This is a genomic window from Streptomyces sp. NPDC033131 (assembly GCF_055578365.1).
This window is the reverse complement of the sequence record NZ_JBVIPA010000029.1, coordinates 59,721-84,657: the sequence shown is the minus strand read 5'-3', so window position 1 is coordinate 84,657 and position 24,937 is coordinate 59,721. Positions and strand designations below refer to the sequence as shown.

Genomic DNA, 24,937 nt, shown 5'->3' with positions numbered 1-24,937 from the left:
CTGTGACGTCCGTCCTGTGACGTCCGTCCTGTGACGTCCGTCCTGTCACGTCCGCTCTCGTCCGCGCTCTGTCATCGCGGCGGGAGTTTCGGCCGTGACCGGTCCGGGACGTTCGAGTAATCCGGCGGAGTGGCCGGGGCGTTGGTGTCCAGGAGGTCCAGGGCCAGTTTCACCGCGTCGTCCAACTGCGCGTGCCTGCCCTCCGCCCAGTCCAGCGGGGTGCGCAGGATCTCCAGGTCGGGGGCGACGCCGTGGTTCTCCACGGACCAGCCGTACGCGTCGAACCAGGCCGCGTTCATCGGCACGGTGATCACCGTGCCGTCGCCCAGCCGGTGGCGGCCGGTCATGCCGACCACTCCGCCCCAGGTGCGCTGGCCGACCACCGGGCCGAGCCCGAGCAGCTTGAAGGCCGCCGTGATCATGTCGCCGTCCGAGGAGGTCGCCTCGTCGGCGAGGGCGACCACCGGCCCGCGCGGGGCGCTCGAGGCGTACGACACCGGCTGGGCGTCGCGTGTCAGGTCCCAGCCGAGGATCCTGCGGGTCAGCTTCTCCACGACCAGCTCGCTGATGTGGCCGCCCGCGTTGCCGCGTACGTCCACGATCAGCGCGGGCCGCGACACCTCCATGCGCAGGTCCCTGTTGAACTGGGCCCAGCCCGAGCCGCCCATGTCGGGGATGTGCAGATAGCCGCAGCGTCCGCCGCTCAACTCCCGTACGACGGCCCGGCGTTTGGCCACCCAGTCCTGGTAGCGCAGGGGCCGTTCGTCGAGGAGCGGTACGACCGCCACGCGCCGGGCGAGTCCCTCCCCCTCCGCCGGGGTGAACGTCAGCTCCACCGTCGTGCCGCCCGCCCCCGCGAGCAGCGGGTACGGCCCCGTCACCGGATCCACCGGCCGGCCGTCCACGTGGGTGAGGACCGCGCCCTCCCGGATGCCGGTGCCGGCCAGCGGTGAACGCGCCTTGGAGTCCGAGGAGTCGCCGGGCAGGATCCGGCTGACCGTCCAACCGTCGTCGCGCCGGACCAGGTTGGCGCCGAGGAGGCCCTGCCGGCGCTGGTAGTGCGGCGGGCCCTCGTTGCGGCGGGCGGCGGAGACGTAGGCGTGGGAGGTGCCGAGTTCGCCGAGCACCTCGCGGAGCAGGTCCGCGAACTCGTCGGGGGAGGCGACCCGTTCGACCAGCGGGCGGTACTGGTCGAGCACCGCGTCCCAGTCGATGCCGCACATGCCGGGGTCCCAGAAGTAGGCCCGGATGAGCCGGCCGGCCTCGTCGTACGCCTGGCGCCACTCGGCGGCCGGATCGGCCTCGTGGAGGATGCGGCGCGCGTCGATCCAGACCGTCGAGTCCCCGTCGCCGATCTCGTTGGCCGGCACCGCCCGCAGCTCGCCCTCGTCCACGACGACCAGCCGCGAGCCGTCGCCGCTGACCGCGAACCAGTCCAGATGCTCGACGAGTTCGGACTTCTTCGCCTTGGTGATGTTGAAGTACTCGAGGGTCGGCCGGCCGCTGGTGTCGTCCGGGTTGGCGAACGTCTCGCCGAGTGCCCCGGAGATCGGCCAGCGCAGCCACACCAGCCCGCCGCCCGCGACCGGGTACAGCGCCGAGTACTTGGAGGCGGTGACCGGGAAGGGCGTCACCCGGCTCTCCAGGCCCTCGACCTCGACGATCACCGTTCCGTCGCCGTCGCCGCCCTCGTCCTCGACGGGGTCCAGGCCCCCGGCGGCGGGCCGGCCCTCCGGGTTCAGCGCGAAGGGGGAGGGGGTGGCGGAGGACAGGGGGACCAGGTACGGGCGGCAGCCCAGCGGGAAGGACAGGTCGCCGGTGTGCACGTCGTAGACGGGATCGAAGCCGCGCCACGACAGGAACGCCAGATAGCGGCCGTCCCTCGTGAACACCGGGTTCTCGTCCTCGAAGCGGCCGTTGGTGACCTCGACGATCAGCCGGTCCTTCATCCGCGCCATCTTGATCTGCCGAAGTGACCGCCCGATTCCCGGATGCGACCACGTCAGCCAGGCCCCGTCCGGTGAGAAGGCGAGGTCGCGCACCGGCCCGTTGACCGAGTGGGTGAGTTCCGTCACCTCGCCGGTGGAGTCGTCCGTCGCGTCGATCAGCACCAGCCGTCCGTCGTGCGAGGCGATGGCCAGGCGCTCGCCCTGCGGATCGCAGACCAGCTCCAGCACCCGCCCCAGCTCGCCGGAGGCCAGGCGCCGGGGTTCACGGTCCCCGGTCGCCCTCGGGAGGTAGGCGATCTCGATCGCGTCCTCGCCCTCGGCGTCCGTCACGTACGCGACCTGGCCGCCCGAGCCGAGCATCTCGGGGAGCCGGACCCGTACGCCCGGGATGTCCGTGATCGTCCGGGCCGGGCCGTCGCGGTGGGTCAGCCAGTACAGGCTGCCGCGGACGACGACCGCGCTCGCGCGGCCCGTCTCGTCCACCGAGATGCCGTCCACGTGCTGCGCGGCCGGGACCTGGTACCGGCGGCGGCCCGCGCGCGGACCGCTCAGCCGGACGTCGAGCCGGCGGGGCGCCGAGTCCGCGGCGAGGTCGTCCACGATCCACAGGTCGCCCGCGCACTGGTACACCACCCGGGTGCCGTCGCTCGCCGCGTGCCGGGCGTAGAAGGCGTCGTGGTCGGTGTGGCGGCGCAGGCCGGAGCCGTCGTACGCGCACGAGTAGAGGTTGCCGACGCCCTCGTGGTCGGAGAGGAAGGCGATCCGGCCGCCGACGAACAGGGGGGAGTGGAGGTGGCCCTGGAGATCGGGCAGCAGCCGCTCGCCGTGCAGCCACAGCCTCCCCGTCGCCCCGCCCCGGTAGCGCTTCCAGGCGGCCGGTTCGTGGGGTGGGGTGCCGGTGAGGAGCAGGGTTCTGCGCTCGCCGTCGAGGTCGGCGGCCTGGATGTCGGAGACCGGGCCCCAGGGGAGCTTGCGGCCGGGCTCGCCGTCGGGGTGGACCTTGTACGCCCAGGTGAAGTAGGAGAAGGGCTCACCGTGGGAGGCGACGGCGAGGATGTCCCCCTCGGGGGTCCAGCCGCAGACCTGGGTGTCGGCGGACCCCCAGTGGGTGAGCTGCCGGCCCGGCCCGCCGTCCACCGGCACGAGATGGATCTCCGGGACCAGACTCCGCCAGCTCGTGTACGCGAGATGGCGGCCGTCGGGCGAGAAGCGGGGGTGGCCGATCTTGGTGCGGTCGACGGTGAGCCGCCAGGCGCGGCCCGGGCCGTCGAGGGGGGCCAGCCAGAGGTCGTCCTCGGCCACGAAGCACAGCAGTTCGCCGCTCAGATGCGGAAGGCGCAGATAGCTCACCTCCCCATGCTTTTCCCGGGGACGGACCCGGGCAACTTATGGAAAACATGTACGAGCCGGCCGCGGGTGACCCGCGACACGAACGAAACAGTTTCGTTTCGCATGAGAGTGCGCTACATTCGTCACGTACGAAACCGTGTCGTTCGGAGCCGGAAGGTGAGTGTCATGACTGAAGTCGCAACGGTGCGCCGCAGTCGGATCACGCCCGAGCGCGAGGCCGAGCTCTACGCGGCCGTGCTCGACCTGCTCCGGGAAGTCGGCTACGACGCCCTCACCATGGACGCCGTCGCCACCCGTACGCGATCCAGCAAGGCGACCTTGTACCGCCAGTGGGGCGGCAAGCCCGAACTGGTCGTCAAGGCCATGCGGCACAGCAAGCCGGGCAGGATCGGCGAGGTCGACACCGGATCCCTGCGGGGCGACTTCCAGACCCTCGTGGCACGCGAGGACGACTGCACCATGGAGCGCAACTCCGATTTGATGCGGGCGCTGGCCATGGCGGCGCACTCGAACCCGGATCTCATGCGGGCGCTCAAGGAGCTGCTCGTCGAACCGGAGATGGGTGAGTTCCGCAAGGTCATGGAGCGCGCGGTGGACCGCGGTGAGGTCCGGGCCGACTGCCCGGCGCGCGAGTACGTCGTCCACATGATGGTCGGCGCCTTCGCCACCCGCACGCTGATCGACGAGCTGCCGCCCACGCAGGAGTTCCTTCGTTCGTACATCGACGCCGTGGTCCTCCCCGCCCTCGGCGTCTCGGTTCCCTAGCAAGTCCCCACAGCTGGACCCCACCTGACGTAACCGCTCACGTCGTCGGGCTGACGACCGCTGCCCTGAAAACCACGACCTGACCGGGAGTACGCCTTCGTGGCCACGTTCCTCTACAAACTCGGCCGGCTCGCCTTCCGGCGACGGCATTTCGTCGCCCTGATATGGGTCGCCCTGCTGACGCTGGCCGGCGTCGGCGCGGCCAGCGCCCCCTCCGCGGGCGCCACCTCCTTCTCCATCCCGGGCACCGAGGCACAGAAGGCCTTCGACCTGCTCGAACAGCGTTTCCCCGGCGCCAGCGCCGACGGCGGGACCGGCCGCATCGTCTTCAAGGCGCCCGAGGGCGAGAAGATGACGGACGCCGGCAACAAGGCGACCGTCGCCAAGACCGTCAAGGAACTGAGCGACGGCTCCGAGGTCGTCTCCGTCACCGACCCGTTCACGACGAACGCCGTGAGCAAGGACGGCACGGTCGCCTACACGTCCGTGAAGTACGACGCCCCCGGCATGGAGCTGAAGGAAACGACCCGCGACGCCCTCGAAGCGGCCGCGGACGAGGCCCGGGCCACCGGCCTGACCGTCGACATCGGAGGTGACGCCCTGCAGGCCGCGGCCGAGCCGGGGGCGATCGGTGAGGCCATCGGTCTCGCCATCGCCGCGCTCGTCCTCGTCCTCACCCTGGGCTCGCTGGTCGCGGCCGGACTGCCGCTGCTGACGGCCGTCATCGGCGTCGGCATCGGCGTCTCCACCATCACCGCCCTCGCCAACGCGCTCGACCTCGGCGACACCACCTCCACGCTCGCGTTGATGATCGGCCTCGCGGTCGGCATCGACTACGCGCTGTTCATCGTCTCCCGCTACCGGGGCGAGCTGGCCGAGGGCCGTGACCGCGAGGAGGCGGCAGGCCGGGCCACCGGCACCGCCGGCTCGGCGGTCGTCTTCGCGGGTCTCACGGTCGTGATCGCACTGGCGGGCCTCTCCGTCGTCGGCGTCCCGATGCTGACCAAGATGGGCCTCGCGGCGGCCGGCACGGTCGTGGTCTCCGTCCTCATCGCACTGACCCTCATCCCGGCGCTGCTCGGGTACGCGGGCAAGAAGGTCCGCCCGACGGGCGAGAAGCGCAAGCGGCGTGGCGGCGACACGTCCAAGGCGCCCGAGAAGTCCGCGGCGCAGGCCAAGCCCGGCCTGGGCGTCCGCTGGGCGAGCTTCGTCATCCGCCGTCCGGTCGCCGTGCTGCTGCTCGGCGTGGTCGGTCTGGGCGCGATCGCCGTCCCGGCCACCCAGCTGGAACTGGGCCTGCCCGACGACGGCTCGCAGCCGACGTCCACCACCCAGCGCCGGGCCTACGACCTGCTGTCCGAGGGCTTCGGCCCCGGCTTCAACGGCCCCCTGATGATCGTCGTCGACGCCAAGGACAGCGACGACCCCAAGGCGGCGGCCACCACGGTCACCGACGGGATCAAGGGTCTCAAGGACGTCGTGACGGTGACCCCGGCCGCGTTCAACAAGGCCGGCGACACGGCGACGATCACCGTGATCCCGGACTCCAAGCCGTCCTCGGTGCAGACCGAGGACCTGGTGCACTCGATCCGCGACCAGGGCACCGACATCCAGTCCGACACGGGTGCGAGGGTCCTCGTCACCGGCACCACCGCGATGAACATCGACTTCTCGCAGAAGCTCACCGACGCGCTGGTCCCGTACCTGGCCCTGGTGGTCGGCCTCGCCTTCCTGCTCCTGATCGTGATCTTCCGCTCGATCCTGGTCCCGCTGAAGGCGGCCCTCGGCTTCCTGCTCAGCGTGCTCGCCGCACTCGGTGCCGTGGTCGCGGTCTTCCAGTGGGGCTGGCTCGGCGGCCTGATCGGCGTCGAGGAGACCGGCCCGATCATGTCGATGATGCCGATCTTCATGGTCGGCGTGGTCTTCGGTCTCGCGATGGACTACGAGGTCTTCCTCGTGACCCGCATGCGGGAGGCGTACGTCCACGGCGAGTCGCCGAGCCAGGCCATCGTGACCGGCTTCCGGCACAGTGCCCGGGTCGTGGCGGCCGCCGCGGTCATCATGATGGCCGTCTTCGGCGGCTTCATCAGCTCCAGCGAGTCGATGATCAAGATGATCGGCTTCGGCCTCGCGATCGCCGTCTTCTTCGACGCGTTCGTGGTCCGCATGGCGATCGTCCCGGCGGTGCTCGCGCTCCTCGGCAAGAAGGCCTGGTGGCTGCCGAAGTGGCTGGACCGCGCCCTGCCGAACGTGGACGTCGAGGGCGAGAGCCTGCGCACGCTGGATGACGTCAGGGACGCGGATCCGGACGAGGACCGGGAGCTGGTGCGCGTCTGACGCGCAGCGCATCCCCTGCTTGACCAGCCGGTGAGGGCTCCGTGGGGACGGGGCGTCCTCACCGGCTTCCTCGTTCTCAGCCCAGTGAGGTGTCGCTCTTCAGCCCAGCGGGGTGTCGAGGAGCCGCGTCAGGGTGCGCTTGAAGTCGTCGGTCCGCCGGTCGTCCAGCCCGCCGAGCGGGGTGAGCAACTGGTCGAGCAGCACCTGGACGGCGTCGATGGCGGGCCGCACGGCCTTACGGCCCTCGTCGGTCAGCGCCAGCCGTACGACCCGGGTGTCCTCGGCATCCCGGGTACGCCGGACCAGCCCGCCCGCCTCCACCGACCGCGCCAGCTTCGACACGTACAGCGCCTCGAGCCCCGTGTGGTCGGCGAGCTCCCGCTGACTCGGCTGCCGGCCCGACCGCTCCATCCCGCTCAGGGAGGCCAGCAGGACGTACTGCGCATGCGTCAGGTTCAAGGGCGCGAGGGCCTGGTCGACAGCGGTACGCCACTTGTTGGCCAGGCGCCAGACGAGGTAGCCGGGGGTGGGGGAGGGGGGCTTCGGTGCGTCGTCACTCACGACGAATACGGTACATGGCTACTGTCTGCCGGCTTCTCTCCCCCGCCTTCTGTCCCGCGCCCGAGATAGGTCACGCCCGGATCGGCGTCCGGCACCTCGATCTCGTGAAAGCCGAGGCGGTCGTAGAAGGCCCGGGCGGGGGTGTTGGCCGTGAGCATGGACAGATGCACGGCCGGTACGGCCTTCTCCCGCAGGGCGTCGAGAAAGGTCCGCATCAGGGCCCGCCCGTAGCCGCGCCCCTGCCAGCCGGGGAGCAGGTCGATGTGGAGGTGGGCCGGGTAGGCGGCGACCTCCGGGACGAGCATGCGCTCGGGGTGGTGCAGCAGGAGGATGATCTCGTCGTCGGGAGTACGGGGCGGGGCTTTCGGCTCGGGGTACCGATCGGCCACCAGCGGCAGCCACTTCGCCCGGAAGTCCTCGACGAAGCGGGGCGTGTCCGCGGTGCCGAGGACGTATCCGACGGCCTGTCCGTGCCCGTCGTCCAGGACGAAGGCCAGGCCGGGCTCCAGGTGGACGTACGGTGCCGCGAAGACCGCCGGGAAGATGCCGGGGTCGGCGTAGTGGGGGCGGCTGTCCTGGCCGACGTGTGCGGTGCGGACGCAGATGTCGTCGAGGGCGGGGCGGTCGGCGGGGCGGTAGGGGCGTATCTCGGGTGCGGGTGCCGAAGTCATCGTCGTAATCTGCTGGTTCGGGAGCGCTCCCGCAACCGCCTCCGGCGCATGAGCCGTTCGAGCAACGCGCCCGCCCCGCCCCGCCCCCTCCCGCCGGCCGGCGGTCCCGAGTGGGCTCGGGGCCTCAGCCACGCCCGTCCATCACCGTACGGAAGGCCTCACGACATGCAGCGGTACGTCCTCACCGGTACCCCCGGAGCCGGCAAGACCTCGATCCTGCGCGGCCTGGCCGAGCTCGGTTACGCGGTCGTGGAGGAGGCGGCGACCGCGGTCATCGCGCGGGCGCAGGCCCGGGGCGAGGAGGAGCCGTGGACGCGGGCGGACTTCGTCGACGAGGTCGTCGAGCTGCAGAGGGAACGGCAGTTGGGCGGGCCCGTTGCGGGAACCGTCCAGGTCTTCGACCGGTCGCCGGTCTGCACGCACGCGTTGGCCACCTACCAGGGGCGGCCGGTGTCCCGGGCGCTGACGGCGGAGATCGAGCGGATCACCACCGGCGAGATCTATGAGCGGCAGGTCCTCTTCGTCCGCCCGCTGGGCTTCTGCGAGCCGACCAGTGCCCGGCGGATCAGCTTCCAGGAGTCACTTGTCTTCGAGGAGTTCCACGAACAGAGCTACCGCGCGTTCGGCTACGAGCTCATCGACATCCCCGCCGGCGATCTGGCCGACCGGGTGGCAGCGGTCCGCTCGGTGATCTCAGGGCCCGCCTGCGGAGCCTGAAGCGGCTTCGTGGAGTAGGCGCAGGCGTGGGGACGAGGCCGTAACCGGGTCGCATGCCCCGTACACGCACCGCTAGCGTGCCGGGTATGACGACGACCGACACTGACGGCTCCGCAGCCCACCCCCGTTTCGCCGCGGCCCTGCGCGAACTCGGCCTCGACGACCTGCGCCCGCGCATCCGGCGTTTCCCGGACGCCACGCGGACCGCCGCCGAGGCCGCGGCAGCGCTCGGATGCGAGTTGAGCGAGATCTGCAAGTCGTTGATCTTCGCGGCGGACGGCGTGCCGGTGCTGGTGCTGATGGACGGTTCCTCCCGGGTCGATCTCGACCGGGTCCGGGAGGCGCTGGGTGCCGGGAAGGTCACCCGCGCCAAGGCTGACGTCGTACGGGAGACGACGGGATACGCGATCGGGGGCGTGCCGCCCTTCGGGCACCGCACCCGGACCCGGGTCCTCGCCGACCGTTCCCTCCTCGACCACGACACCGTCTGGGCAGCGGCCGGCACCCCGTACACCGTCTTCCCCATGCGGCCCGAGGACCTTGTCGCCCACGCCGGCGCCGCCCTGGTGGATGTGCGCGAGCGCACCTCATGACCCCGCTGGTGACCGCGGCCGTGCTGCTGGCCGCGGTCACCCACGCGAGCTGGAACGCCATCGCGCACCAGATCACCGACAAGCTCACCGGTACGGAGTCGGACCGGACGATGATGCCGTGGCCGCGTACGTCGCCAAGTACGTCACCAAGGGAGCGCAGGAGACAGGCGCCGGCACCGACCACAGGCTCACGGCCTGGGAGGACATCGGCGCGGTCCCCGTCACCGACCACGTGCGGGCGCTCATGCGCACCTGCTGGCGCCTCGGCGGTCTGCCCGAACATGCACCTCTGAACCTCCGGGCCTGGGCCCACACCCTCGGCTACCGCGGCCACATCCTCACCAAATCCCGCGCCTACTCAACGACCTACGCGGCCCTTCGCGCCGACCGCGCCGAACACGTCGGTCCCGACACGATGCCCGGCACGGCCACGGATGGGCACTGGCGCTACGTCGGCTCCGGCCACACCCCCGGCGCCGCACTCATCGCCGCCGGAATCGCCGAAGACATCGCCACGAACCGTGAGATCGCGCGTGAAGAGCGTGAGGTGCCTGGGTGACGAGACGCCACAACGAGCAGTGGTCGCGGGCGGTCGAGCGGCAGGCGGCCAAGTTCCCGACACGAATAGGGCCGAAGAGCGCTGCGCGCCTCGCGCGGCTCCTCGGCCCTGCACGGAAGGATTTCAGACCCGGGTCTGAAAGGTAGGACAACCTTTAGGGCCTGGGCCCGGCAGCTCGAACAGTGAAAGCCTAAGGCGTCCATACAGGGGAAATATTCACCTAATCGCACGCTTGCGGACCAGTAGGGCGCGCGCGAACAAGAAGATTCTCCGAGTGTGGACTGTACCCGTTCCCAATCATGAGGAGGAAGCGATGGCTACCAGTTCAGATCGGGCTCCGCAGAACGGCGGCGAGCCGAAAGGTGACATGGGTGATGGTGACCAAACGCACGAGTTCTTCGTCGTGAACATCACCACCGGCCCCCTTGACGGCAAGGTGTACTGGGAGGGCGGCGGAAGCCAAGCCGGAATCGACGTACGAGGTCTTCAGCCGGGACAGGCATCACGTCTTGAGCCCTTCTCTCCCCAGAGCGGGAGCAGGGACTGGTGGAAGTGGTCCGAACGTGGAGGTTGGTGCCAGCTCAACATCTATGGCGGCGACCGCTACGTAGCCGTCACGATCAGCAACTACGGCATCGGTGTGATTCCAACCGCCACCTCTCCCGACACGTGGAAGTGGTGAGACCGCTCAGCATGAAAGCGGTCGGTTAGGTCACTAAAGGGTGTCCTACCTTTCAGACCCGGGCCTGAAAGGTAGGACACCCTTTAGTCCAGCGGGTTCGGCTTGATGTCCACTCGGTTGGTGTCGAACCCCCTGCCCTTCCTCGTCGCAGGGAGTACCACTACGGCCGCGAACAGGAAACGGTAGATCGCGTTCATGCGCTCGTAGTCCTCTTCCTCCCCCAACTTCCTCCAGTTGGCTTCGGCCTCCGGACCGGCAATCCCCTCCAGGACAGCGAGAGGCCGCTTGACCGTCTTCCGCTGGCGCTCCTTCATGCGCTTGAGTACGACGGCGCGCATGGCGTGGAACTCGGCGGTCGTGAAGTCGTCATCCGTGAGCCACAGTTGCTTCAACTCCTCCAGCTTCGCGCGGTCCTTTTCGTCCGCGATCACATCGGCCTCGGGACGCGTGGTCGTCGCGGGCTCGTAGCCGGACGTGTCCAACTTCGCGAGGACGTTGATCGCCACATCCCGCGCGAACGCTTCGAGAGGAACGGCGGAGACGGAGCGTCCGCACTTCTGCTGTCCGACTTCGTCGGCTCGCGTGCACCGGTAGTAGGCGTACCGCACGCTGTTCGTACCGGCCATGCGGGCTCCGCATGAGCACGTCGCGACTCCGCGCAGCAGATAGAAGCGGCCCGGTCGCTTCTGCTCATTCCTGGATTGCTTGGCCCGGTACTCCCTGAGCCGCTGAACCTCGTCCCACTGGCCGCGATCGATGATGGCGGGCCACGTCCCGGTTCCCACCTCCTCGCCCTGGTGGATCCGGACACCCGCCACGAAGTTGGACGACAGCAGATGGCGGACGTTCTCCGGTTGCCACGTCTTGCCCTTGGACGTCGTCACTCCCCGCGCGGTCAGGTCCTGGGCAATGCCCATGGGCGACTCGCCGTCCAGGTAACGTCGAAAGACCTCGCGGACGATCTTCGCTTCTTCCTCGATGATCGCCTGACCGTTGCCCGTGTAGCCGTAGGGACGATTACCCACGTGCGGCTTGCCCTCGCGGGCCTTGTCCTTCAGGGCGTCCTTCAGCCGTCGCGACGAGTCGTCGGAGGAGCGGCACGCGTGCGCCACCTCGATACGGAGGATGAACCGGTCGTCGGGGTCCGAGAGATCGCGCCGGTTCGCCTCGCCATGCAGAAGAACCCGTTTGTCGTCGGCTGTGGAGAGTAGCTCTTCAAGATCCTTGGGCTGCCGCATGAGGCGGTCGGGGTGGTAGACGATGACGTGCCGGATCTCTCCTTCCCCCATCGCCCTGAGCATCTCTTCCCATCCGGGCCGCTTGCGGTTGCGCTGCCACGCCGAACGGTTGTTGTCCACATAGATGTGGGCCGCCTCGACACGGAGCTGAAGCCGTTCGGCGATCTCCCGGCAGATGCGTTCCTGTCGGTCGACGCCGGTCTGATCCTCGTCCCTGGTGTGGGAGATCCGGCAGTAGATCGCCGCGGGCTCGCCCGAGGTGATGGCGGTCTTGGGTAACTTCGATCGGCTCATGACAAACACGGTATGAGCCGGGTATGACGTCGATCATCGTGGGCGCGGCGATAGGTGCCGTGTTCTTCAAGGAGAGGTTCGGAGCCCCGCGCATCGCCGCGGCGGGGCTCCTGGTGCTCGGGATCGGGCTGATGCTGCACGCCGGGTAGGGAGTACGGGCGTACGTCGCCTTGGCCAGCGGCTCCTACGGCCGCACTGCCACCGCGGCCGGCGTCCTTACGGCCGTACCGCCACCGCGTCGACCTCGAACAGCATCCCGGGCAGCGCGAGCGAGGCGACACCGCTCAGGGTCTGCGCCGGCAGCCGGTCGCCGAAGCTGGTGTGCAGTGCCTTGCCGAGGATCTCCAGCCTGGTGAGGTCGTGGTCGACGATGTACGTGCCGAGCCGGACGACGTGTTCGAAGCCGAGCCCCACTCCCGCCAGGGCGGAGCGCAGCCGGTCGAAGGCCAGGTCCACCTGTGCGGCGAAGTCGCCGGGGACGGGGGCGCCGGTGGCGTCGGAGGCGTACTGGCCGCCGATGAAGACGATTTCGCCGGGCGCGGAGACCGCGTGGCTGTAGCCGAACGGCGTGGGGTCGTGCAGGGCGGGCGGGTTGGTGATGGTGCGCTGGTCGGGCGTCATGTCCGGAGGAACGCCCCGCGAGGGGCGGACTGTTCCGGGACCGGCGGGCGGCTCCTCAGGCCGTGCGCCCCTGCCCCCGGAGGAGCACCCTGGAAGCAGATGTTTCGGAGGTGATCGTCATGATGCACACCGCTGTGGGATGGCACGTCGAGCTGGAGTTCCGGGAGGACGATCAGCACACGCGAGCGGTCGCGATGGTCCGGCTGCCCGACGGTTCCGAGGTGCGCGCGCAGGGGCACGCGAGCCGCCACCGCACCGACGCGAACCAGCCGAGGGTGGGGGAGGAGGTCGCGGGCGCGCGGGCCCTGAACGAGCTCGCCATGCGCCTGCTGACCAAAGCCCACGACGAGATCGACGAGGCGTCCGGCCGGACGTCCCACCCGATCAACGTCTGAGCCGCTACGCCGCCACGACGACGCCGCGCACCGCCCTGACCAGAGCCTGCGCCCGCGGATCCGCCGTCACGGTCTTGCGGAAGCCGTTCGTCACATAGCCGAGGGCGATGCCGGTCTCCGGGTCGGCGAAGCCGAGGGAGCCGCCGCGGCCCGGGTGGCCGAAGGAACCCGGGCCGAGGAGGGGCGACGCGCTGCCGTGCAGCATGTAGCCGAGGCCGAAGCGGGTGTTCACGACCAGGACGCGGTCCGGCCCCGCCGACTCCTCGGTCCGGGCCGCCTCCAGGGTGGCCGGGTCGAAGAGCCGGACGCCGTCGACCTCGCCGATCAGCGCCGCGTAGCAGCGGGCCAGGCCGTCGGCGGTCGCGATGCCGTTGGTCGCGGGCAGGGCGGCCGCACGGTACGCCGGGGCGTTCTGGTCGGGGAAGGGGGTGATCGCGGCGAAGGCGCGGCGGGTGAGGGAGGCGGGGTCGTCGTAGGCCTCGGTGACCGCCCGCTTGGGGCGGACCCGCAGGCCCGCTCCGGTGGCGGGTTCCGGCGTCTCGATCCGGCCCACCCGCCCGGTCCGTCCCGCCTCCTCCTCGGCCCGCGGCAGCCCGAGCCACAGGTCGGCGCCCAGCGGGCCGGCGATCTGTTCCGCGATCCACCCGCCGGCCCACAGACCGGTCACGCGCCGCACGAGTTCGTCGAGCATCCAGCCGTACGTCAGGGCGTGGTAGCCGTGGTCGGTGCCCGGCTCCCAGACCGGGGCCTGGGCGGCGACCGCCTCGGCGCCCCGCGCCGGGTTCAGGGCCTCCTCGGGCGTGAGCGGACGGTCCAGGACGGGGAGGCCGGCACGGTGGTTCAGCACGTGCCTGACCAGCACCCGCTCCTTGCCGCGTGCCTTGAACTGCGGCCAGTACTCGCCCACCGGCGCGTCCAGGTCCAGCAGCCCGCGCTGGTGCAGCAGCAGCGGTACGGCGGCGGCGACGCCCTTGGTCGCCGAGCGCACGATCTGCGCGGTGCCGCGCCGCCAGGGTTCGGTGCCGTCGATGTCCCTGGTGCCGGCCCACAGGTCGACGACCCTGCGCCCGTCCCGGTAGACGGCGACCGCCGCGCCCCGGTCCCCGAGCGCGTCGAAGTTCCTCGCGAACGCTTCCCTGACCGGCTCGAAGCCCTCGGCGACTGTGCCGTTCACGTCCACGTCCGTACTCCTCGTCTCGCCGTGCGGGTCCCCTCAGCCAAGCAGGATCGTCACGTCGATGTTCCCGCGGGTCGCGTTCGAGTACGGGCAGACCTCGTGCGCCGCGTCCACCAGCTTCGCCGCGATGTCCGTGTCGAGGACCGGGAGCGAGACGCTGAGGGCGACCGCGAGGCCGTATCCGCGGTGCTGGTTGGGGCCGATGCCGACCTTCGCGGCGACCGTGGAACCGGACAGGTCGTAGCCGGACCGGCGGCCGACCATGACCAGCGCGTTGTGGAAGCAGGAGCTGTAGCCGGCCGCGAACAGCTGCTCCGGGTTGGTGCCGTTGCCGTCCCCGCCGAGCTCCGGCGGCATGGCGACCTTCAGCTCGATCTGCCCGTCCTGACTGGTGACGTAGCCGTCCCGGCCGCCGTGCGCGGTGGCCTCGGCGACGTATGCGATCTTCGTCGGACGGGTGTCGACGGAGACGGAGACGGCGGCACTTTCGACGGTCTCTTCGATCACGGCAGAACCTCCCCCAGCAGATACATCGTGCACAAGGTACCGGCCGGTAGCCATGTCTTCCACGGCCGGGGGGAGGCAACCGCGGGTAACCCGATGTCAGCGGGGCGTGCCGGCGGGAGGTGCCGACGGGGACGTCAGCGGGCGCGCTCGGCCGCGGCCTCCGCCCGGTCCGCGAGCCGCCACAGCTCCTCACGCAGCCGCGCGACCTCCGCGCCGCCCAGCTCCGTGGCCGTGAGCAGGGCGCCGGGCACCCGCCCCGCGCGCTCCTTGAGCTCCTCCCCGCGCCCCGAGCACGCGACCAGCACCGAGCGCTCGTCGCTCACCGCGCGCTCCCGGCGCACGAGCCCCGCGCTCTCCAGCCGCTTCAGCAACGGCGACACCGTGCCGTAGTCGAGGCGCAGGGCACCCGCCAGCTCCTTGATCGTGATCTCGCCGCGCTCCCACAGCACCAGCAGCACGAGGTACTGCGGGTAGGTGAGGCCGAGGTCCTCCAGGAGCGGCCGGTACGCGGCCGTCACCGCCCGCTGGGCGGCGTACAGCGCGAAGCACAGCTGGTCGTCCAGCAGCAGCGAGCCCTCGGCACCGGCGTCCTCTTGGTTCGTCACGCGCCCATTGTCACGGACGGCCCTCGGGCACCGGCGCCGGACGCGGATCGAAACCGAAGGGCAACTCCAGCCGGTGGGCGCGCATCAGCTCGTCGTCGGCCAGGAGCTCCCCGGTCTTCCCGTCGGCGGCGATCGTGCCGTCGCTCAGGATCAGCGAGCGCGGGCACAGCTCCAGCGCGTACGGCAGGTCGTGCGTGACCATCAGGACGGTCACGTCCAAGGACCGCAGGATGTCGGCCAGTTCGCGGCGGGAGGCGGGGTCGAGGTTGGAGGAGGGCTCGTCGAGGACGAGGATCTCCGGCTCCATCGCCAGCACCGTCGCGACCGCCACCCGGCGCCGCTGTCCGAAGGAGAGGTGGTGCGGGGGCCGGTCGGCGAAGTCCTGCATGCCGACCCGCTCCAGGGCCGTCCGCACGCGTTGCTCCAGCTCGGGCCCCTTCAGCCCGGCCGCCGCCGGCCCGAACGCCACGTCCTCGCGCACGCTCGGCATGAAGAGCTGGTCGTCCGGGTCCTGGAAGACGATGCCGACCTTGCGCCGGATCTCGGCCATGTGCTGCCTGCCGACGGGCAGCCCGGCGACCTTCACGGTGCCGGTGCCGCCGCTCAGGATGCCGTTGAGGTGCAGCACCAGGGTCGTCTTGCCGGCGCCGTTCGGCCCGAGCAGCGCGACCCGCTCGCCGCGGGCGATGGCGAAGTCCACGCCGAACAGGGCCTGATGGCCGTCGGGATAGGCGAAGGCGAGGCCGGAGACCTCGAGGGAAGCGGTCACAGCGTCCATCCCAGCAGACATACGACGAGGGCGGCGAACGGGAGGGTCAGCGCGGACGACCACTGCGCCCGGGACGCGGTCACCTCGTCGATGACCGGCATCGAACCGGCGTACCCGCGGCTGATCATGGCCAGGTGCACGCGCTCGCCGCGTTCGTAGGAACGGATGAACAGCGCCCCCGCGGACTTCGCGAGGACGCCCCAGTGTGCGACGCCGCTCGCCTCGAAGCCCCGTGACTCCCGGGCGATCCGCATCCGCCGCATCTCGTCCGTGATGACGTCGCCGTACCGGATCATGAAGGAGGCGATCTGCACGAGCAGCGGCGGGAGCCTCAGCCGCTGGAGTCCGAGGAGGAGTTCGCGCAGTTCGGTCGTGGAGGCGAGGAGTACGGACGCGGCGACGCCGAGGGTGCCCTTGGCGAGCACGTTCCAGGCGCCCCACAGGCCGCTCACGCTCAGCTGGAGGCCCAGGACCTCGACACGCTCGCCCTCCGCCACGAACGGCATCAGCACCGCGAAGGCGACGAACGGCACCTCGATCAGCAGCCGCTTGAGCAGGAAACCGGCCGGCACACGGGCCGCGTACGCGACGCAGGCCAGGAGCACGGCGTACAGCCCGAACGCCCACATCGCCTCCCGCGGGGTCGACACCACGACCAGCACGAAGGCGAAGGTCGCCGCGAGTTTCGTGTGCGGCGGCAGGGCGTGCACGGGCGAGTGCCCGTGCCGGTAGAGCTTGTGCGCGTGTCCGGCACCCATGTCAGACGCCCGAGCTCACGGGCGAGGTGTCGTTCGTACGGCGCCTGCGCACCGCCCAGAACACGGTGCCGCCCGCGACGACCGTGGCCCCGACGCCGATCACACCGGCGAGACCGCCGGACAGGCGGGCGTCGTCGACGTCCTTGACGCCGTAGTCGGCGAGCGGGGAGTCCGCGGCCGCGTGCTCCTCGGTCTTCGCGTCGATGCCCTTGTCGGCGGCGACCTTCTCCAGACCGTCGGGGTTCGCGGAGGCGTAGAAGCTGACGAACCCGGCCAGGACGAGGGAGGTGACCAGGCCGACCGCCCACACCTTGCGGTGGGACCGGGCGGCGACCGGCACCGGTTCGGCGTCGGGCACGTCGACCAGCTCGCCGTTCACCCGCAGCTTCAGCTTCTGGTGCAGGCCACGGGCGCCGTACACGAGGTCCGGGCGGACGGCGACGACGGCACCGACGGTCAGCGCGGTGATCGCGGCCTCGCCGACGCCGATCAGGATGTGCACGCCGACCATGGCGGTGGCGACCTTGCCGATCGCGACGTCGGTGGTGCCGCCGAGCCAGTAGAGGAAGGTGAAGGCGAGGGCCGCGGTGGGCACGGAGACCAGGGCGGCGACGAAGGAGGCGACGGTGATGGAGCGCCGCTTGCGGGGCAGCACCTTCACCAGCCCGCGGAAGAGGACGTAGGCGACGACCGTGGTGACGACGCCCATGACCGTGATGTTCACACCGAGCGCGGTGAGACCGCCGTCCGCGAACAGGATGCCCTGCATGAGCAGGACCACGGCAATGCACAGCACACCGGTGTAGGGGCCGACGAGGATCGCCGCGAGCGCACCGCCGAGCAGATGTCCGCTGGTGCCCGCCGCGACGGGGAAGTTCAGCATCTGCACGGCGAAGATGAACGCCGCCACCAGGCCGGCCAGCGGCGCGGTTCGTTCGTCCAGTTCACGGCGGGCGCCGCGCAGGCTCACAGCGACCGCGGCCGCGGCGACCGCGCCGGTCGCCACCGAGATGGGGGCGTCGATAAATCCGTCAGGAACATGCACCGTTCGATGATAGTGGCTTGTTGCGAACTACTTGCAAGAGAGCTGCGCCACGAACAGCTGTCCGTGGTCAGGAGCAAGGAGTGCGGCCCCGGGGGCGGAATCCGGGAAATATGCGACGCTGGAGGGACAGTGGATGCACAGATTCCGCACAGGTTACGCAGCGTGAGAGGCCCGTCACGATGTCTGTAGTCGAACAGTACGCGCGAGCCCACATCGTTTCGGACGCGGACGTCGTGGAGGACGAGGCCGTCCCGGTGATCCTGCGCTACGACCCCGAGACCGACCCGCGTTCGGTCCGGGTCGGTCTGCCGAGCACCCACGACGAGTGGACGTTCTCGCGCTCCCTCCTCGAACAGGGGCTGCGCGCCCCGGTCGGCAGCGGTGAGGTCCGCGTGTGGCCGTGCGGCCGGGTGCAGGCCGTGGTCGAGTTCCACTCCGCGCAGGGCGTCTCGGTGGTCCAGTTCGAGACGAAGGCGCTGCTCAGGTTCCTGCGGCGGACGTACCTGGCGACACCGGTGGGACGCGGGGAGTCAGCCGCCCAGCTTCAGCAGTGACGCCACGATCGGTCCCGCCGTCTCGCCGCCGTGGCCGCCCTGCTGGACCACGCCCGCGGCCGCCAGGTCGCCCCGGTACGCGGTGAACCAGCCGTTCGGCTTCTTCTGGCCGTCGACCTCCGCCGAACCGGTCTTCGCGCCGACGTTCCCGGTGACCCCGGACATGGCCTCGGCCGCCGTGCCGTAGGCCGCCGTGTACGCCATCAGCTCCCGCAACTGGGAGAGGGTGCCCGCGGACAGGGTGCGCGAGGCCTTCGCCAGGGTGCGGTCGTCGACCGTCGGGGACACCAGGTAGGGCTGCCTGAAGGTGCCGGACGCGACCGTCGCCGAGACCGACGCCATGTTCAGCGGGTTCATCCGGACCCCGCCCTGCCCGATGAGCGAGGCCGCCATCTGGGCCGCGCTCTGCACCGGCACCGAGCCGTCGAAGGACGGCACACCGATGGCCCAGTTGTTCAGTCCCAGGCCGAACACCTGCTGGGCCTGCCTGGTCAGGTCGTCGTTCTCCAGGTCGGGTGCCTGGCTGATGAAGGCGGTGTTGCAGGACCGGGCGAAGCTCGCCTTGAAGGTGCCGCCCTTGATCTGGAACTTGTCGTCGTTCTGGAACTTCCAGCCGCCGTACGTGAAGTACTTCGGGCACGGATGCGCCTTGTCCGCCGACGCGAGCCCCTTCTCGATCAGCATCGACGAGGTGATGACCTTCATCGTGGAGCCCGGGGCGAGGGAGCCCTGGAAGGCGGTGTTGAAGCCGTGGGAGGCGTTCGCCGCGGCGAGGATCTCGCCCGTGGAGGGACGCATCAGAACGACCGACGACCGTGCCTTCCTGGCCACCTGTGCCTCGGCCGCCGCCTGGAGCCTCGGGTCCAGGGTCGTCTTCACGGTGCCCGGCGTGCCCTTGCTCAGCTCCAGCAGGGTCTTGTCGGACGCCTTCGACGACTTCGCGGACGTACCGCGCACGACCCGCAGTTCGATGCCCGCCTTGCCGCCCGCCGTCTTGCCGTACTTCTCGCGCAGCCCGTCCAGGACCGTGCCCAGCGACGGGTACTTCGCCTCGGTCAGCTCGCCGCCGTCCCGGTCGACCGCCTTGATCGGCGGGGTCCCGGACTCGCCGGTGACCAGGGTGTCGCCGTCCTGGAGGTCCGGGTGGAGGACGGAGGCGTGCCAGTCGACGACCGGCTTCCCGTCGCCGGTGCCGCGGACCACGGTGAGCGCGCTGTCGTACGCCAGCGGCTTCTCGGTGCCCTTGTACGACACCGTTCCCTTCACGGAGAAGGGGACCTTGTCGCCGGTGCGGGCGCCCGCGGTGAGCGTGACGCCCTTGATGTGGGCGTCCTTGGTGTAGCCGGTCAGCAGGGTGGTGGCCGACTTCGCGTCGTCGGTGGCGGCCGCGGCGGCGGTCACCTTGCCCTGCTGCCAGGCCGTGAGGAACGTCCGCGCGGCGGTGGTGACCTCGGTCGCCGACAGTGGACCGGACGGGATGTCCTTCGCCTTCTCCTCGGCGGTGGCGGACGTCGACTGGGTGCGGTCGTCGGCCGCGGCCCCGCCGCCGTACAGCGCGTAGACGCCGGCGCCGGCGCCGCCGACCACCACGGCGATCATCCCGCCGATCACGGCGGGCTTGGTCTTCCGTCGCTCGGCGACGCGCCTTCTGTTACCCACAGCCTTCGATCCTCCGCAAGATCTCCAGGGTCCCCGTTGCCCTCATGCACCTCAACGACGACCCCACCCTAGAGTCCCGTCCCCTGCGGACGACTTCAGCCGGCAGCTCGTAGCACAGCTGCGACAATCGGCCCGGCCGCGTCGCCGCCGTGTCCGCCCTCCTCGGTCATCGCCGCCGCGGACACGTCGTTGCGGAAGCCGGTGAACCAGCTGTTGGACACGGCCTGCCCGTCGACCTCGGCGGAACCGGTCTTCGCGCCGATGTCGCCGCCGAGCCCGGCCATCGCCTTCTGGGCGGTGCCCTGGGTCGCGGTCAGCCGCATCATCTGCTTCAGCTGGGAGGCCGTGTTGTACGGCAGCCCCTTGGCGGTGGCCAGTTGGCGGTCGTCGAGCTTCGGCGACACCAGGTAGGGCTGGCGGAAGTCGCCGGTGACGGCGGTGGCCGTCACGGAGGCCATGTTCAGCGGGTTCATCTGGACCTGGCCCTGCCCGATGGCGTTGGCCGCACGGTCCGGGCCGGCGGAGGCGGGGACCCGGCCGTCGAAGGAGACGACGCCGGTCTTCCAGTCCAGGCCGATCCCGAAGCGGGTCTGCGCCTCGGTGGTCAGCGACTCGTCGGTGAGCGGCTTCTCGTCGATGAGCTTGACGAAGGCGGTGTTGCAGGACCGCAGGAAGCTGTTGGCGAGGGTGGCGTTCTCGTTGGGCTGCATGTTCGTGAGGTTCTTGAAGGTCTGGCTCTGCCACACGGCCGTGTTGTCGCAGGGCGCCGGACCGTTCATCGAGGTCACGCCGTTGTCTATGAGCATCGCGGCGGTGATGATCTTCATGGTGGAGCCGGGTGCCACGGTGCCCTCGAAGGCCGCGTTGAAGGCGTCCTCCCGGTTGTTCGCCACCGCCAGCACCTCACCCGTGCTGGGCTTGACGGCGACGACCGACGACTGGGCGTACAGCTTGACCGCCTTCTCCGCGGCGGCCTGCGCGGTCGCGCTGAGCGTGGTCTCCAGCTTGCCCGGCTCGCCCTCGACGAGCGTCAGCAGCGGGGTGTCGGCGGCGCCCCCGGCGGCGTGCCGGATCGCCAGTTCGACGCCTGGGGTGCCGCCGGCCTTGTCGCCGTACTTGCCGCGCAGCGCGTCCAGGATCGGCCCCAGGGACGGGTACTTCTCCTCCGTCAGCACCGTCCCGTTCCGGTCCACGGCCTCGATCGGCGGGTTCGCCGACTCCTCGGCGACCAGGGTGTCGTCCCGCTGCAGCTCGGGGTGGATCACGGACGGCTGCCAGTCGACCAGCGCGCGCCCGGTAGTGACCCCGCGCACCACGGTCAGTTCGCTCTTGTACGTCAGCGGCTTCGACTTCCCGTCGTAGGCCACCTTCGCCTTCACCGTGTAGGGCACGGTGGCACCGGACGCCGCACCAGGAGTGATCTTCACGTCACTGATGTGGGCGGCCCCGGCGTAGGCCGTGAGGAGTGGCTCGGCCGCCGTGTCGTTGTTCGTGTACCCCGCCGCGTCCGCCGCGTCGCCCTTCTCCCAGGCCGCGAAGAACTTGCCGGTCGTCTCCTTGACCTCGTCCGCGCTCGGCGGCCCGCTCTTGACTTCGGCCGGCCCGGCCGAACCCGTCCCGCCGCCCCCGTCCCCGCCGCCGTTCAGCGCGGACACGATGTTGTACGCCCCGTACCCCGCGCCGCCGACCATCACGGCGAACACACCGCCGATGACGGCGGTCTTTACCCCCTTGCCCATGGGCTTCCCCTCCCCGTTGCGCCTTCCACGCATCTTCTGAACGCGTTCAGAAAGGCTCCTGATCGCTCGCACTCTATGCGGAAGCCGTGACGGCTGTAACGGGTGTTTCGCTTTTGTTGAGCGAACCTGTGGGAACACGTGGCCGAATAGCGCGACGCCCTGCTTTTGAGTACGGCTACTCATGCGGGCCCTCCCGCGCCTCGCCCAAGCTGGTCCCACCGACCAAGGGGGAGTCAATCGTGCGCAAGAACATCCTGGGCCTCGCACTGGCCGTCACGACCGCCGCCGTCCTGCTGACGGGCTGCTCGTCACAGGACGCGACCTGCGGCGGCGGCGAGTACGGCGTCCTCGCCGTGGGCAGCACCGGCAGCGCCTGCGTCCCCGACGACCAGGACCCGCCGAAGGGGTACGCCCGCTACCCCGAGGGCAAGGAGCCCGAGCACGTCGGCGACAAGTGGGACGTGTACTGGGAGACCCACACCGTCGACGAGAACGGCCGGATCACCGAGGTCTCCGGCTAGCCGGCACCAGGTGCCGGCCGGCTAGACCCAGGTGTCCAGCCACATCCGCGATCGCCACTCGTCTATCGGGATCGCGGTGCCCGTGAAGATCGGCCAGAAATAGACGAAGTTCCAGGCGATCAGCAGGACCAGGACACCCGCGCCCGTGGCGCCCGCCACCCGGCGGGTGTCGCTGGAGCCGGGTGGGCCGATGATCGCGCCGAGGAGCATCGCGACGGCCAGGCAGAGGAACGGGACGAAGACGATCGTGTAGAAGAAGAAGATCGTGCGGTCCTGGTAGAGGAACCAGGGCAGGTAACCGGCCGCGATGCCGCAGGCGATCGCGCCGGCCCGCCAGTCGCGGCGGAAGAACCAGCGCCACAGGACGTACAGGATCGCGAAGCAGCCCACCCACCACAGCAGTGGCGTACCGATCGCCAGCACCTCACGGGCGCACTTCTCGCCCGCGTCGGCGGGGCAGCCGTCCTTGCCGGGCGCGGGGGACTCGTAGAAGTACGAGACCGGGCGGCCGGTGACGATCCAGCTCCAGGGGTTGGACTGGTAGGTGTGCGGCGAGGAGAGGTTGATGTTGAACTTGTAGACCTCGTGCTCGTAGTGCCACAGGCTGCGCCACCAGTCGGGGAAGAGCCACGACCAGCTGCTGCCCTTGCCGTCGGTCGCCGCCCAGTTGCGGTAGTAGCCGCCGGTGCCGTCCGAGGGGGAGAGGATCCAGCCGGTCCACGAGACGATGTACGTGGCGATCGCGACCGGCACGGTGGCCAGGAACGCGAAGCCGAGATCGTGCTTGAGCACCGCCTCGTACGGGCGGCCCGCGCCCGCGACCCTGCGGGAGCCGACGTCCCACAGCACCGCCAGCACGCAGAAGAAGACGAGGACGTACAGGCCGTTCCACTTGGTGCCGATGGCCAGGCCCATCATCAGGCCCGCCAGCCAGCGCCAGGGGCGCCACCCGAAGCGGAGGGTCTCGGCGATGTGCGCGTCGGGGCGGACCCGGCCGTCGGCGTCGGCCGGGAGCGCGGCGGCGAGTTTCTCGCGCGCCCTGTCGCGGTCGATCAGCAGGCAGCCGAACGCGGCCAGCACGAAGAACATCAGCACGCCGTCGAGCAGCGAGGTGCGGGCCATCACGAACGCCAGGCCGTCCACCGCCATCAGCGCGCCGGCCAGGCAGCCGAGGAACGTGGAACGGAACAGGCGGCGGCCGATCCGGCACAGCATCAGGATCGCCAGGGTGCCGAGCAGGGCGGTCATGAACCGCCAGCCGAAGGGGTTGAAGCCGAAGATCAGCTCCCCGAGCCCGATGACGTACTTGCCGACGGGCGGGTGGACCACGTACGCCGGGTCCGTCGGGACCGGGACGTTCCCGTTGTTCGAGAGGATCAGGTTGTTGACGTTCTTGTCCCAGTTGACCTCGAAGCCGCGGTGGACGAGGGCCCACGCGTCCTTCGCGTAGTACGTCTCGTCGAATATCACCGCCTTCGGGTTGCCCAGGTTCCAGAACCGGATGACGCCCGCGAACAGTGTCACCAGCAGCGGACCGCCCCAGGCGGACCAGCGGCCGATCCGCCCGGCGAACTCCTTGGACACCCCGAGGACCTGCCACAGCCGCGGGCTCGGCTCGACGTAGGGCGGCACCAGGCGATCGCGGACGTCGCTTCTGGGCCCCGCCGCATAGCCGAAGCGGCGCAGCCGCTGCTGCCACGACGGCCGCTGGTCCTGGTGGGCCTGCTCCTGCCGGGTGTCCATGGAGGACGCGGTACTGGTCACCGCGCCATCGTAGGGAACGGCGCTGTGTGAGTCCCGTGGTTGGGCCCCTGCGAGGATGGAAACGTGACAGTTACGCCCGGAACCCTGGTCCTTGCCGGTACTCCCATCGGCGACATCTCCGACGCCCCGCCCCGGCTCGCCGAGGAACTGGCCGGTGCCGACGTCGTCGCCGCCGAGGACACCCGCCGACTGCGACGGCTCACACAGGCGCTGGGCGTGACGCCCAAGGGGAGGGTCGTCTCCTACTTCGAGGGCAACGAGGCCGCCCGGACGCCCGAGCTGGTCGAGGCGCTGGTGGGCGGCGCCCGGGTGCTGCTGGTGACCGACGCGGGCATGCCGTCCGTGTCCGACCCCGGGTACCGGCTCGTCGCCGCCGCCGTCGAGAAGGACATCCGGGTCACCGCCGTGCCGGGACCGTCCGCCGTGCTCACCGCGCTCGCGCTGTCCGGGCTGCCCGTCGACCGGTTCTGCTTCGAGGGGTTCCTGCCGCGGAAGGCCGGCGAACGGCTGTCCCGGCTGCGCGAGGTCGCAGGGGAGCGGCGCACCCTCGTCTACTTCGAGGCCCCGCACCGGCTCGACGACACCCTCGCGGCGATGGCCGAGGTGTTCGGTGCCGACCGGCGGGCCGCCGTGTGCCGGGAGCTGACCAAGACGTACGAGGAGGTCAGGCGCGGCGGGCTGGGCGAGCTGGCGGCGTGGGCGGCGGAGGGCGTACGCGGGGAGATCACCGTCGTCGTGGAGGGGGCGCCGGAGCGCGGCCCCGAGGAGCTCGACGCCGCGGAGCTGGTGCGGCGGGTGCGGGTGCGGGAGGAGGCGGGGGAGCGGCGCAAGGAGGCGATCGCCGCGGTGGCCGCCGAGGCGGGACTGCCCAAGCGGCAGGTGTTCGACGCGGTGGTGGCGGCGAAGAACGCGGGGGCGTGAACGGGGGGCAAGGGAGCGTGAACGGGGGGAACAAGGGGGCGTAAGGGGTGGGCGCACGGCTTGTTGTGTGCGCCCGGCGTACGCATCCTGTGAGCTGGCGCACACGACCTCTGAGCAGGGTGTATCTCCTCTGAGCGGGCGCCCCATGGGTGCGCAAAGAGTCGGGCCTGGAAGGCAAAGCCCGAA

At 70.5% G+C, this 24,937-nt stretch carries 24 protein-coding genes and 2 pseudogenes; 12 read left to right on the top strand and 14 right to left on the bottom strand.

The window, feature by feature from the left end; translation table 11 throughout:
• Positions 1 to 71: 71 nt before the first annotated feature.
• A complete protein-coding gene (locus ACZ5XS_RS30915; RefSeq protein WP_468656839.1) occupies positions 72 to 3,299 on the bottom strand; it encodes a S41 family peptidase in 3,228 nt (1,075 codons plus the stop codon).
• Between the two features lie 165 nt (positions 3,300 to 3,464).
• On the opposite strand from ACZ5XS_RS30915, the gene ACZ5XS_RS30910 reads away from it, so the two are divergent.
• Both ACZ5XS_RS30910 and ACZ5XS_RS30905 read left to right on the top strand, forming a co-directional pair.
• Entirely contained in the window at positions 3,465 to 4,064 is a 600-nt protein-coding gene (locus tag ACZ5XS_RS30910) for a TetR/AcrR family transcriptional regulator (RefSeq protein ID WP_468656837.1), read from the top strand.
• 99 nt (positions 4,065 to 4,163) lie between these two features.
• Entirely contained in the window at positions 4,164 to 6,401 is a 2,238-nt protein-coding gene (locus ACZ5XS_RS30905) for an MMPL family transporter (protein ID WP_468656835.1), read from the top strand.
• 99 nt (positions 6,402 to 6,500) lie between these two features.
• Here the strand turns inward: ACZ5XS_RS30905 and ACZ5XS_RS30900 are convergent, their stop codons facing one another.
• Both ACZ5XS_RS30900 and ACZ5XS_RS30895 read right to left on the bottom strand, forming a co-directional pair.
• Positions 6,501 to 6,962 (bottom strand): MarR family winged helix-turn-helix transcriptional regulator, encoded by a 462-nt coding sequence (locus tag ACZ5XS_RS30900; RefSeq protein WP_468656833.1) that lies wholly within the window; start codon positions 6,960 to 6,962, stop codon positions 6,501 to 6,503.
• The gene (locus ACZ5XS_RS30895; RefSeq protein ID WP_468656832.1) at positions 6,959 to 7,633 is read right to left on the bottom strand and encodes a GNAT family N-acetyltransferase; all 675 of its coding nucleotides are present in this window, start codon (positions 7,631 to 7,633) and stop codon (positions 6,959 to 6,961) included. Before ACZ5XS_RS30895 ends, ACZ5XS_RS30900 begins: the two co-directional genes overlap by 4 nt.
• Positions 7,634 to 7,798: 165 nt before the next feature.
• Here ACZ5XS_RS30895 and ACZ5XS_RS30890 point away from each other — a divergent pair, with 165 nt between their 5' ends.
• The 5 genes and pseudogenes from ACZ5XS_RS30890 (at position 7,799) to ACZ5XS_RS30870 (ending at position 10,184) form a co-directional block, all read left to right on the top strand.
• Entirely contained in the window at positions 7,799 to 8,350 is a 552-nt protein-coding gene (locus ACZ5XS_RS30890; protein WP_468656830.1) for an ATP/GTP-binding protein, read from the top strand.
• An 86-nt stretch (positions 8,351 to 8,436) separates the two neighbouring features.
• Positions 8,437 to 8,943 carry a YbaK/EbsC family protein gene (locus ACZ5XS_RS30885; protein WP_468656828.1) on the top strand — a complete coding sequence of 169 codons (507 nt, stop codon included), beginning with the start codon at positions 8,437 to 8,439 and terminating at the stop codon, positions 8,941 to 8,943.
• Positions 8,940 to 9,035, top strand: a pseudogene (locus tag ACZ5XS_RS30880) (EamA family transporter); the annotation flags it as partial. The gene ACZ5XS_RS30885 and the pseudogene ACZ5XS_RS30880, both read left to right, overlap by 4 nt.
• A 26-nt stretch (positions 9,036 to 9,061) precedes the next feature.
• Complete coding sequence (locus tag ACZ5XS_RS30875) at positions 9,062 to 9,502, top strand: replication initiator (protein WP_468656826.1); 441 nt, start codon at positions 9,062 to 9,064, stop codon at positions 9,500 to 9,502.
• Positions 9,503 to 9,815: 313 nt separating this feature from the next.
• Positions 9,816 to 10,184 carry a hypothetical protein gene (locus tag ACZ5XS_RS30870; RefSeq protein WP_468656824.1) on the top strand — a complete coding sequence of 123 codons (369 nt, stop codon included), beginning with the start codon at positions 9,816 to 9,818 and terminating at the stop codon, positions 10,182 to 10,184.
• A gap of 83 nt (positions 10,185 to 10,267) precedes the next feature.
• Here ACZ5XS_RS30870 and ACZ5XS_RS30865 read toward each other — a convergent pair whose 3' ends face one another.
• Positions 10,268 to 11,716, bottom strand: a complete 1,449-nt coding sequence (locus ACZ5XS_RS30865) for a recombinase family protein (protein WP_468656822.1) — start codon at positions 11,714 to 11,716, stop codon at positions 10,268 to 10,270.
• 26 nt (positions 11,717 to 11,742) lie between these two features.
• Between ACZ5XS_RS30865 and ACZ5XS_RS30860 the strand changes: the two are divergent.
• Positions 11,743 to 11,865 (top strand): annotated as a pseudogene (locus ACZ5XS_RS30860) (EamA family transporter); the annotation flags it as partial.
• Between the two features lie 67 nt (positions 11,866 to 11,932).
• Here the strand turns inward: ACZ5XS_RS30860 and ACZ5XS_RS30855 are convergent.
• Positions 11,933 to 12,337: a RidA family protein gene (locus tag ACZ5XS_RS30855; protein WP_468656820.1), complete on the bottom strand. Its 405-nt coding sequence runs from the start codon at positions 12,335 to 12,337 to the stop codon at positions 11,933 to 11,935.
• A gap of 119 nt (positions 12,338 to 12,456) precedes the next feature.
• Here ACZ5XS_RS30855 and ACZ5XS_RS30850 point away from each other — a divergent pair, with 119 nt between their 5' ends.
• Positions 12,457 to 12,732: a DUF1876 domain-containing protein gene (locus tag ACZ5XS_RS30850; protein ID WP_217242460.1), complete on the top strand. Its 276-nt coding sequence runs from the start codon at positions 12,457 to 12,459 to the stop codon at positions 12,730 to 12,732.
• A gap of 4 nt (positions 12,733 to 12,736) precedes the next feature.
• Here the strand turns inward: ACZ5XS_RS30850 and ACZ5XS_RS30845 are convergent, their stop codons facing one another.
• From ACZ5XS_RS30845 to ACZ5XS_RS30820, 6 genes are all read right to left on the bottom strand, one after another.
• Positions 12,737 to 13,912 carry a serine hydrolase domain-containing protein gene (locus ACZ5XS_RS30845; protein ID WP_468656818.1) on the bottom strand — a complete coding sequence of 392 codons (1,176 nt, stop codon included), beginning with the start codon at positions 13,910 to 13,912 and terminating at the stop codon, positions 12,737 to 12,739.
• A 33-nt stretch (positions 13,913 to 13,945) separates the two neighbouring features.
• Positions 13,946 to 14,416, bottom strand: coding sequence for an organic hydroperoxide resistance protein (locus ACZ5XS_RS30840; protein WP_468656816.1), 471 nt, complete (start codon positions 14,414 to 14,416; stop codon positions 13,946 to 13,948).
• Between the two features lie 134 nt (positions 14,417 to 14,550).
• Entirely contained in the window at positions 14,551 to 15,021 is a 471-nt protein-coding gene (locus ACZ5XS_RS30835; protein WP_468656814.1) for a MarR family winged helix-turn-helix transcriptional regulator, read from the bottom strand.
• A gap of 10 nt (positions 15,022 to 15,031) precedes the next feature.
• Positions 15,032 to 15,799 carry an energy-coupling factor ABC transporter ATP-binding protein gene (locus ACZ5XS_RS30830; protein ID WP_468656813.1) on the bottom strand — a complete coding sequence of 256 codons (768 nt, stop codon included), beginning with the start codon at positions 15,797 to 15,799 and terminating at the stop codon, positions 15,032 to 15,034.
• Entirely contained in the window at positions 15,787 to 16,548 is a 762-nt protein-coding gene (gene cbiQ, locus ACZ5XS_RS30825) for a cobalt ECF transporter T component CbiQ (protein WP_468656811.1), read from the bottom strand. Before cbiQ ends, ACZ5XS_RS30830 begins: the two co-directional genes overlap by 13 nt.
• A gap of 1 nt (position 16,549) precedes the next feature.
• Positions 16,550 to 17,593: an energy-coupling factor ABC transporter permease gene (locus tag ACZ5XS_RS30820; RefSeq protein WP_468656809.1), complete on the bottom strand. Its 1,044-nt coding sequence runs from the start codon at positions 17,591 to 17,593 to the stop codon at positions 16,550 to 16,552.
• Positions 17,594 to 17,772: 179 nt separating this feature from the next.
• On the opposite strand from ACZ5XS_RS30820, the gene ACZ5XS_RS30815 reads away from it, so the two are divergent.
• Positions 17,773 to 18,147 carry an SsgA family sporulation/cell division regulator gene (locus ACZ5XS_RS30815; RefSeq protein ID WP_217242454.1) on the top strand — a complete coding sequence of 125 codons (375 nt, stop codon included), beginning with the start codon at positions 17,773 to 17,775 and terminating at the stop codon, positions 18,145 to 18,147.
• Here the strand turns inward: ACZ5XS_RS30815 and ACZ5XS_RS30810 are convergent.
• Entirely contained in the window at positions 18,124 to 19,806 is a 1,683-nt protein-coding gene (locus ACZ5XS_RS30810; RefSeq protein ID WP_468656807.1) for a penicillin-binding transpeptidase domain-containing protein, read from the bottom strand. The genes ACZ5XS_RS30815 and ACZ5XS_RS30810 overlap by 24 nt on opposite strands.
• A gap of 95 nt (positions 19,807 to 19,901) precedes the next feature.
• The gene (locus tag ACZ5XS_RS30805; RefSeq protein ID WP_468656805.1) at positions 19,902 to 21,545 is read right to left on the bottom strand and encodes a penicillin-binding transpeptidase domain-containing protein; all 1,644 of its coding nucleotides are present in this window, start codon (positions 21,543 to 21,545) and stop codon (positions 19,902 to 19,904) included.
• A 239-nt stretch (positions 21,546 to 21,784) separates the two neighbouring features.
• Here ACZ5XS_RS30805 and ACZ5XS_RS30800 point away from each other — a divergent pair, with 239 nt between their 5' ends.
• Positions 21,785 to 22,066 carry an SCO0607 family lipoprotein gene (locus ACZ5XS_RS30800; RefSeq protein WP_468656803.1) on the top strand — a complete coding sequence of 94 codons (282 nt, stop codon included), beginning with the start codon at positions 21,785 to 21,787 and terminating at the stop codon, positions 22,064 to 22,066.
• A 21-nt stretch (positions 22,067 to 22,087) separates the two neighbouring features.
• Here ACZ5XS_RS30800 and ACZ5XS_RS30795 read toward each other — a convergent pair whose 3' ends face one another.
• Complete coding sequence (locus tag ACZ5XS_RS30795) at positions 22,088 to 23,830, bottom strand: dolichyl-phosphate-mannose--protein mannosyltransferase (RefSeq protein ID WP_468656802.1); 1,743 nt, start codon at positions 23,828 to 23,830, stop codon at positions 22,088 to 22,090.
• A gap of 63 nt (positions 23,831 to 23,893) precedes the next feature.
• Here ACZ5XS_RS30795 and rsmI point away from each other — a divergent pair, with 63 nt between their 5' ends.
• Positions 23,894 to 24,751 (top strand): 16S rRNA (cytidine(1402)-2'-O)-methyltransferase, encoded by an 858-nt coding sequence (gene rsmI / locus ACZ5XS_RS30790; protein ID WP_468656800.1) that lies wholly within the window; start codon positions 23,894 to 23,896, stop codon positions 24,749 to 24,751.
• The last annotated feature ends 186 nt before the right edge of the window (positions 24,752 to 24,937 follow it).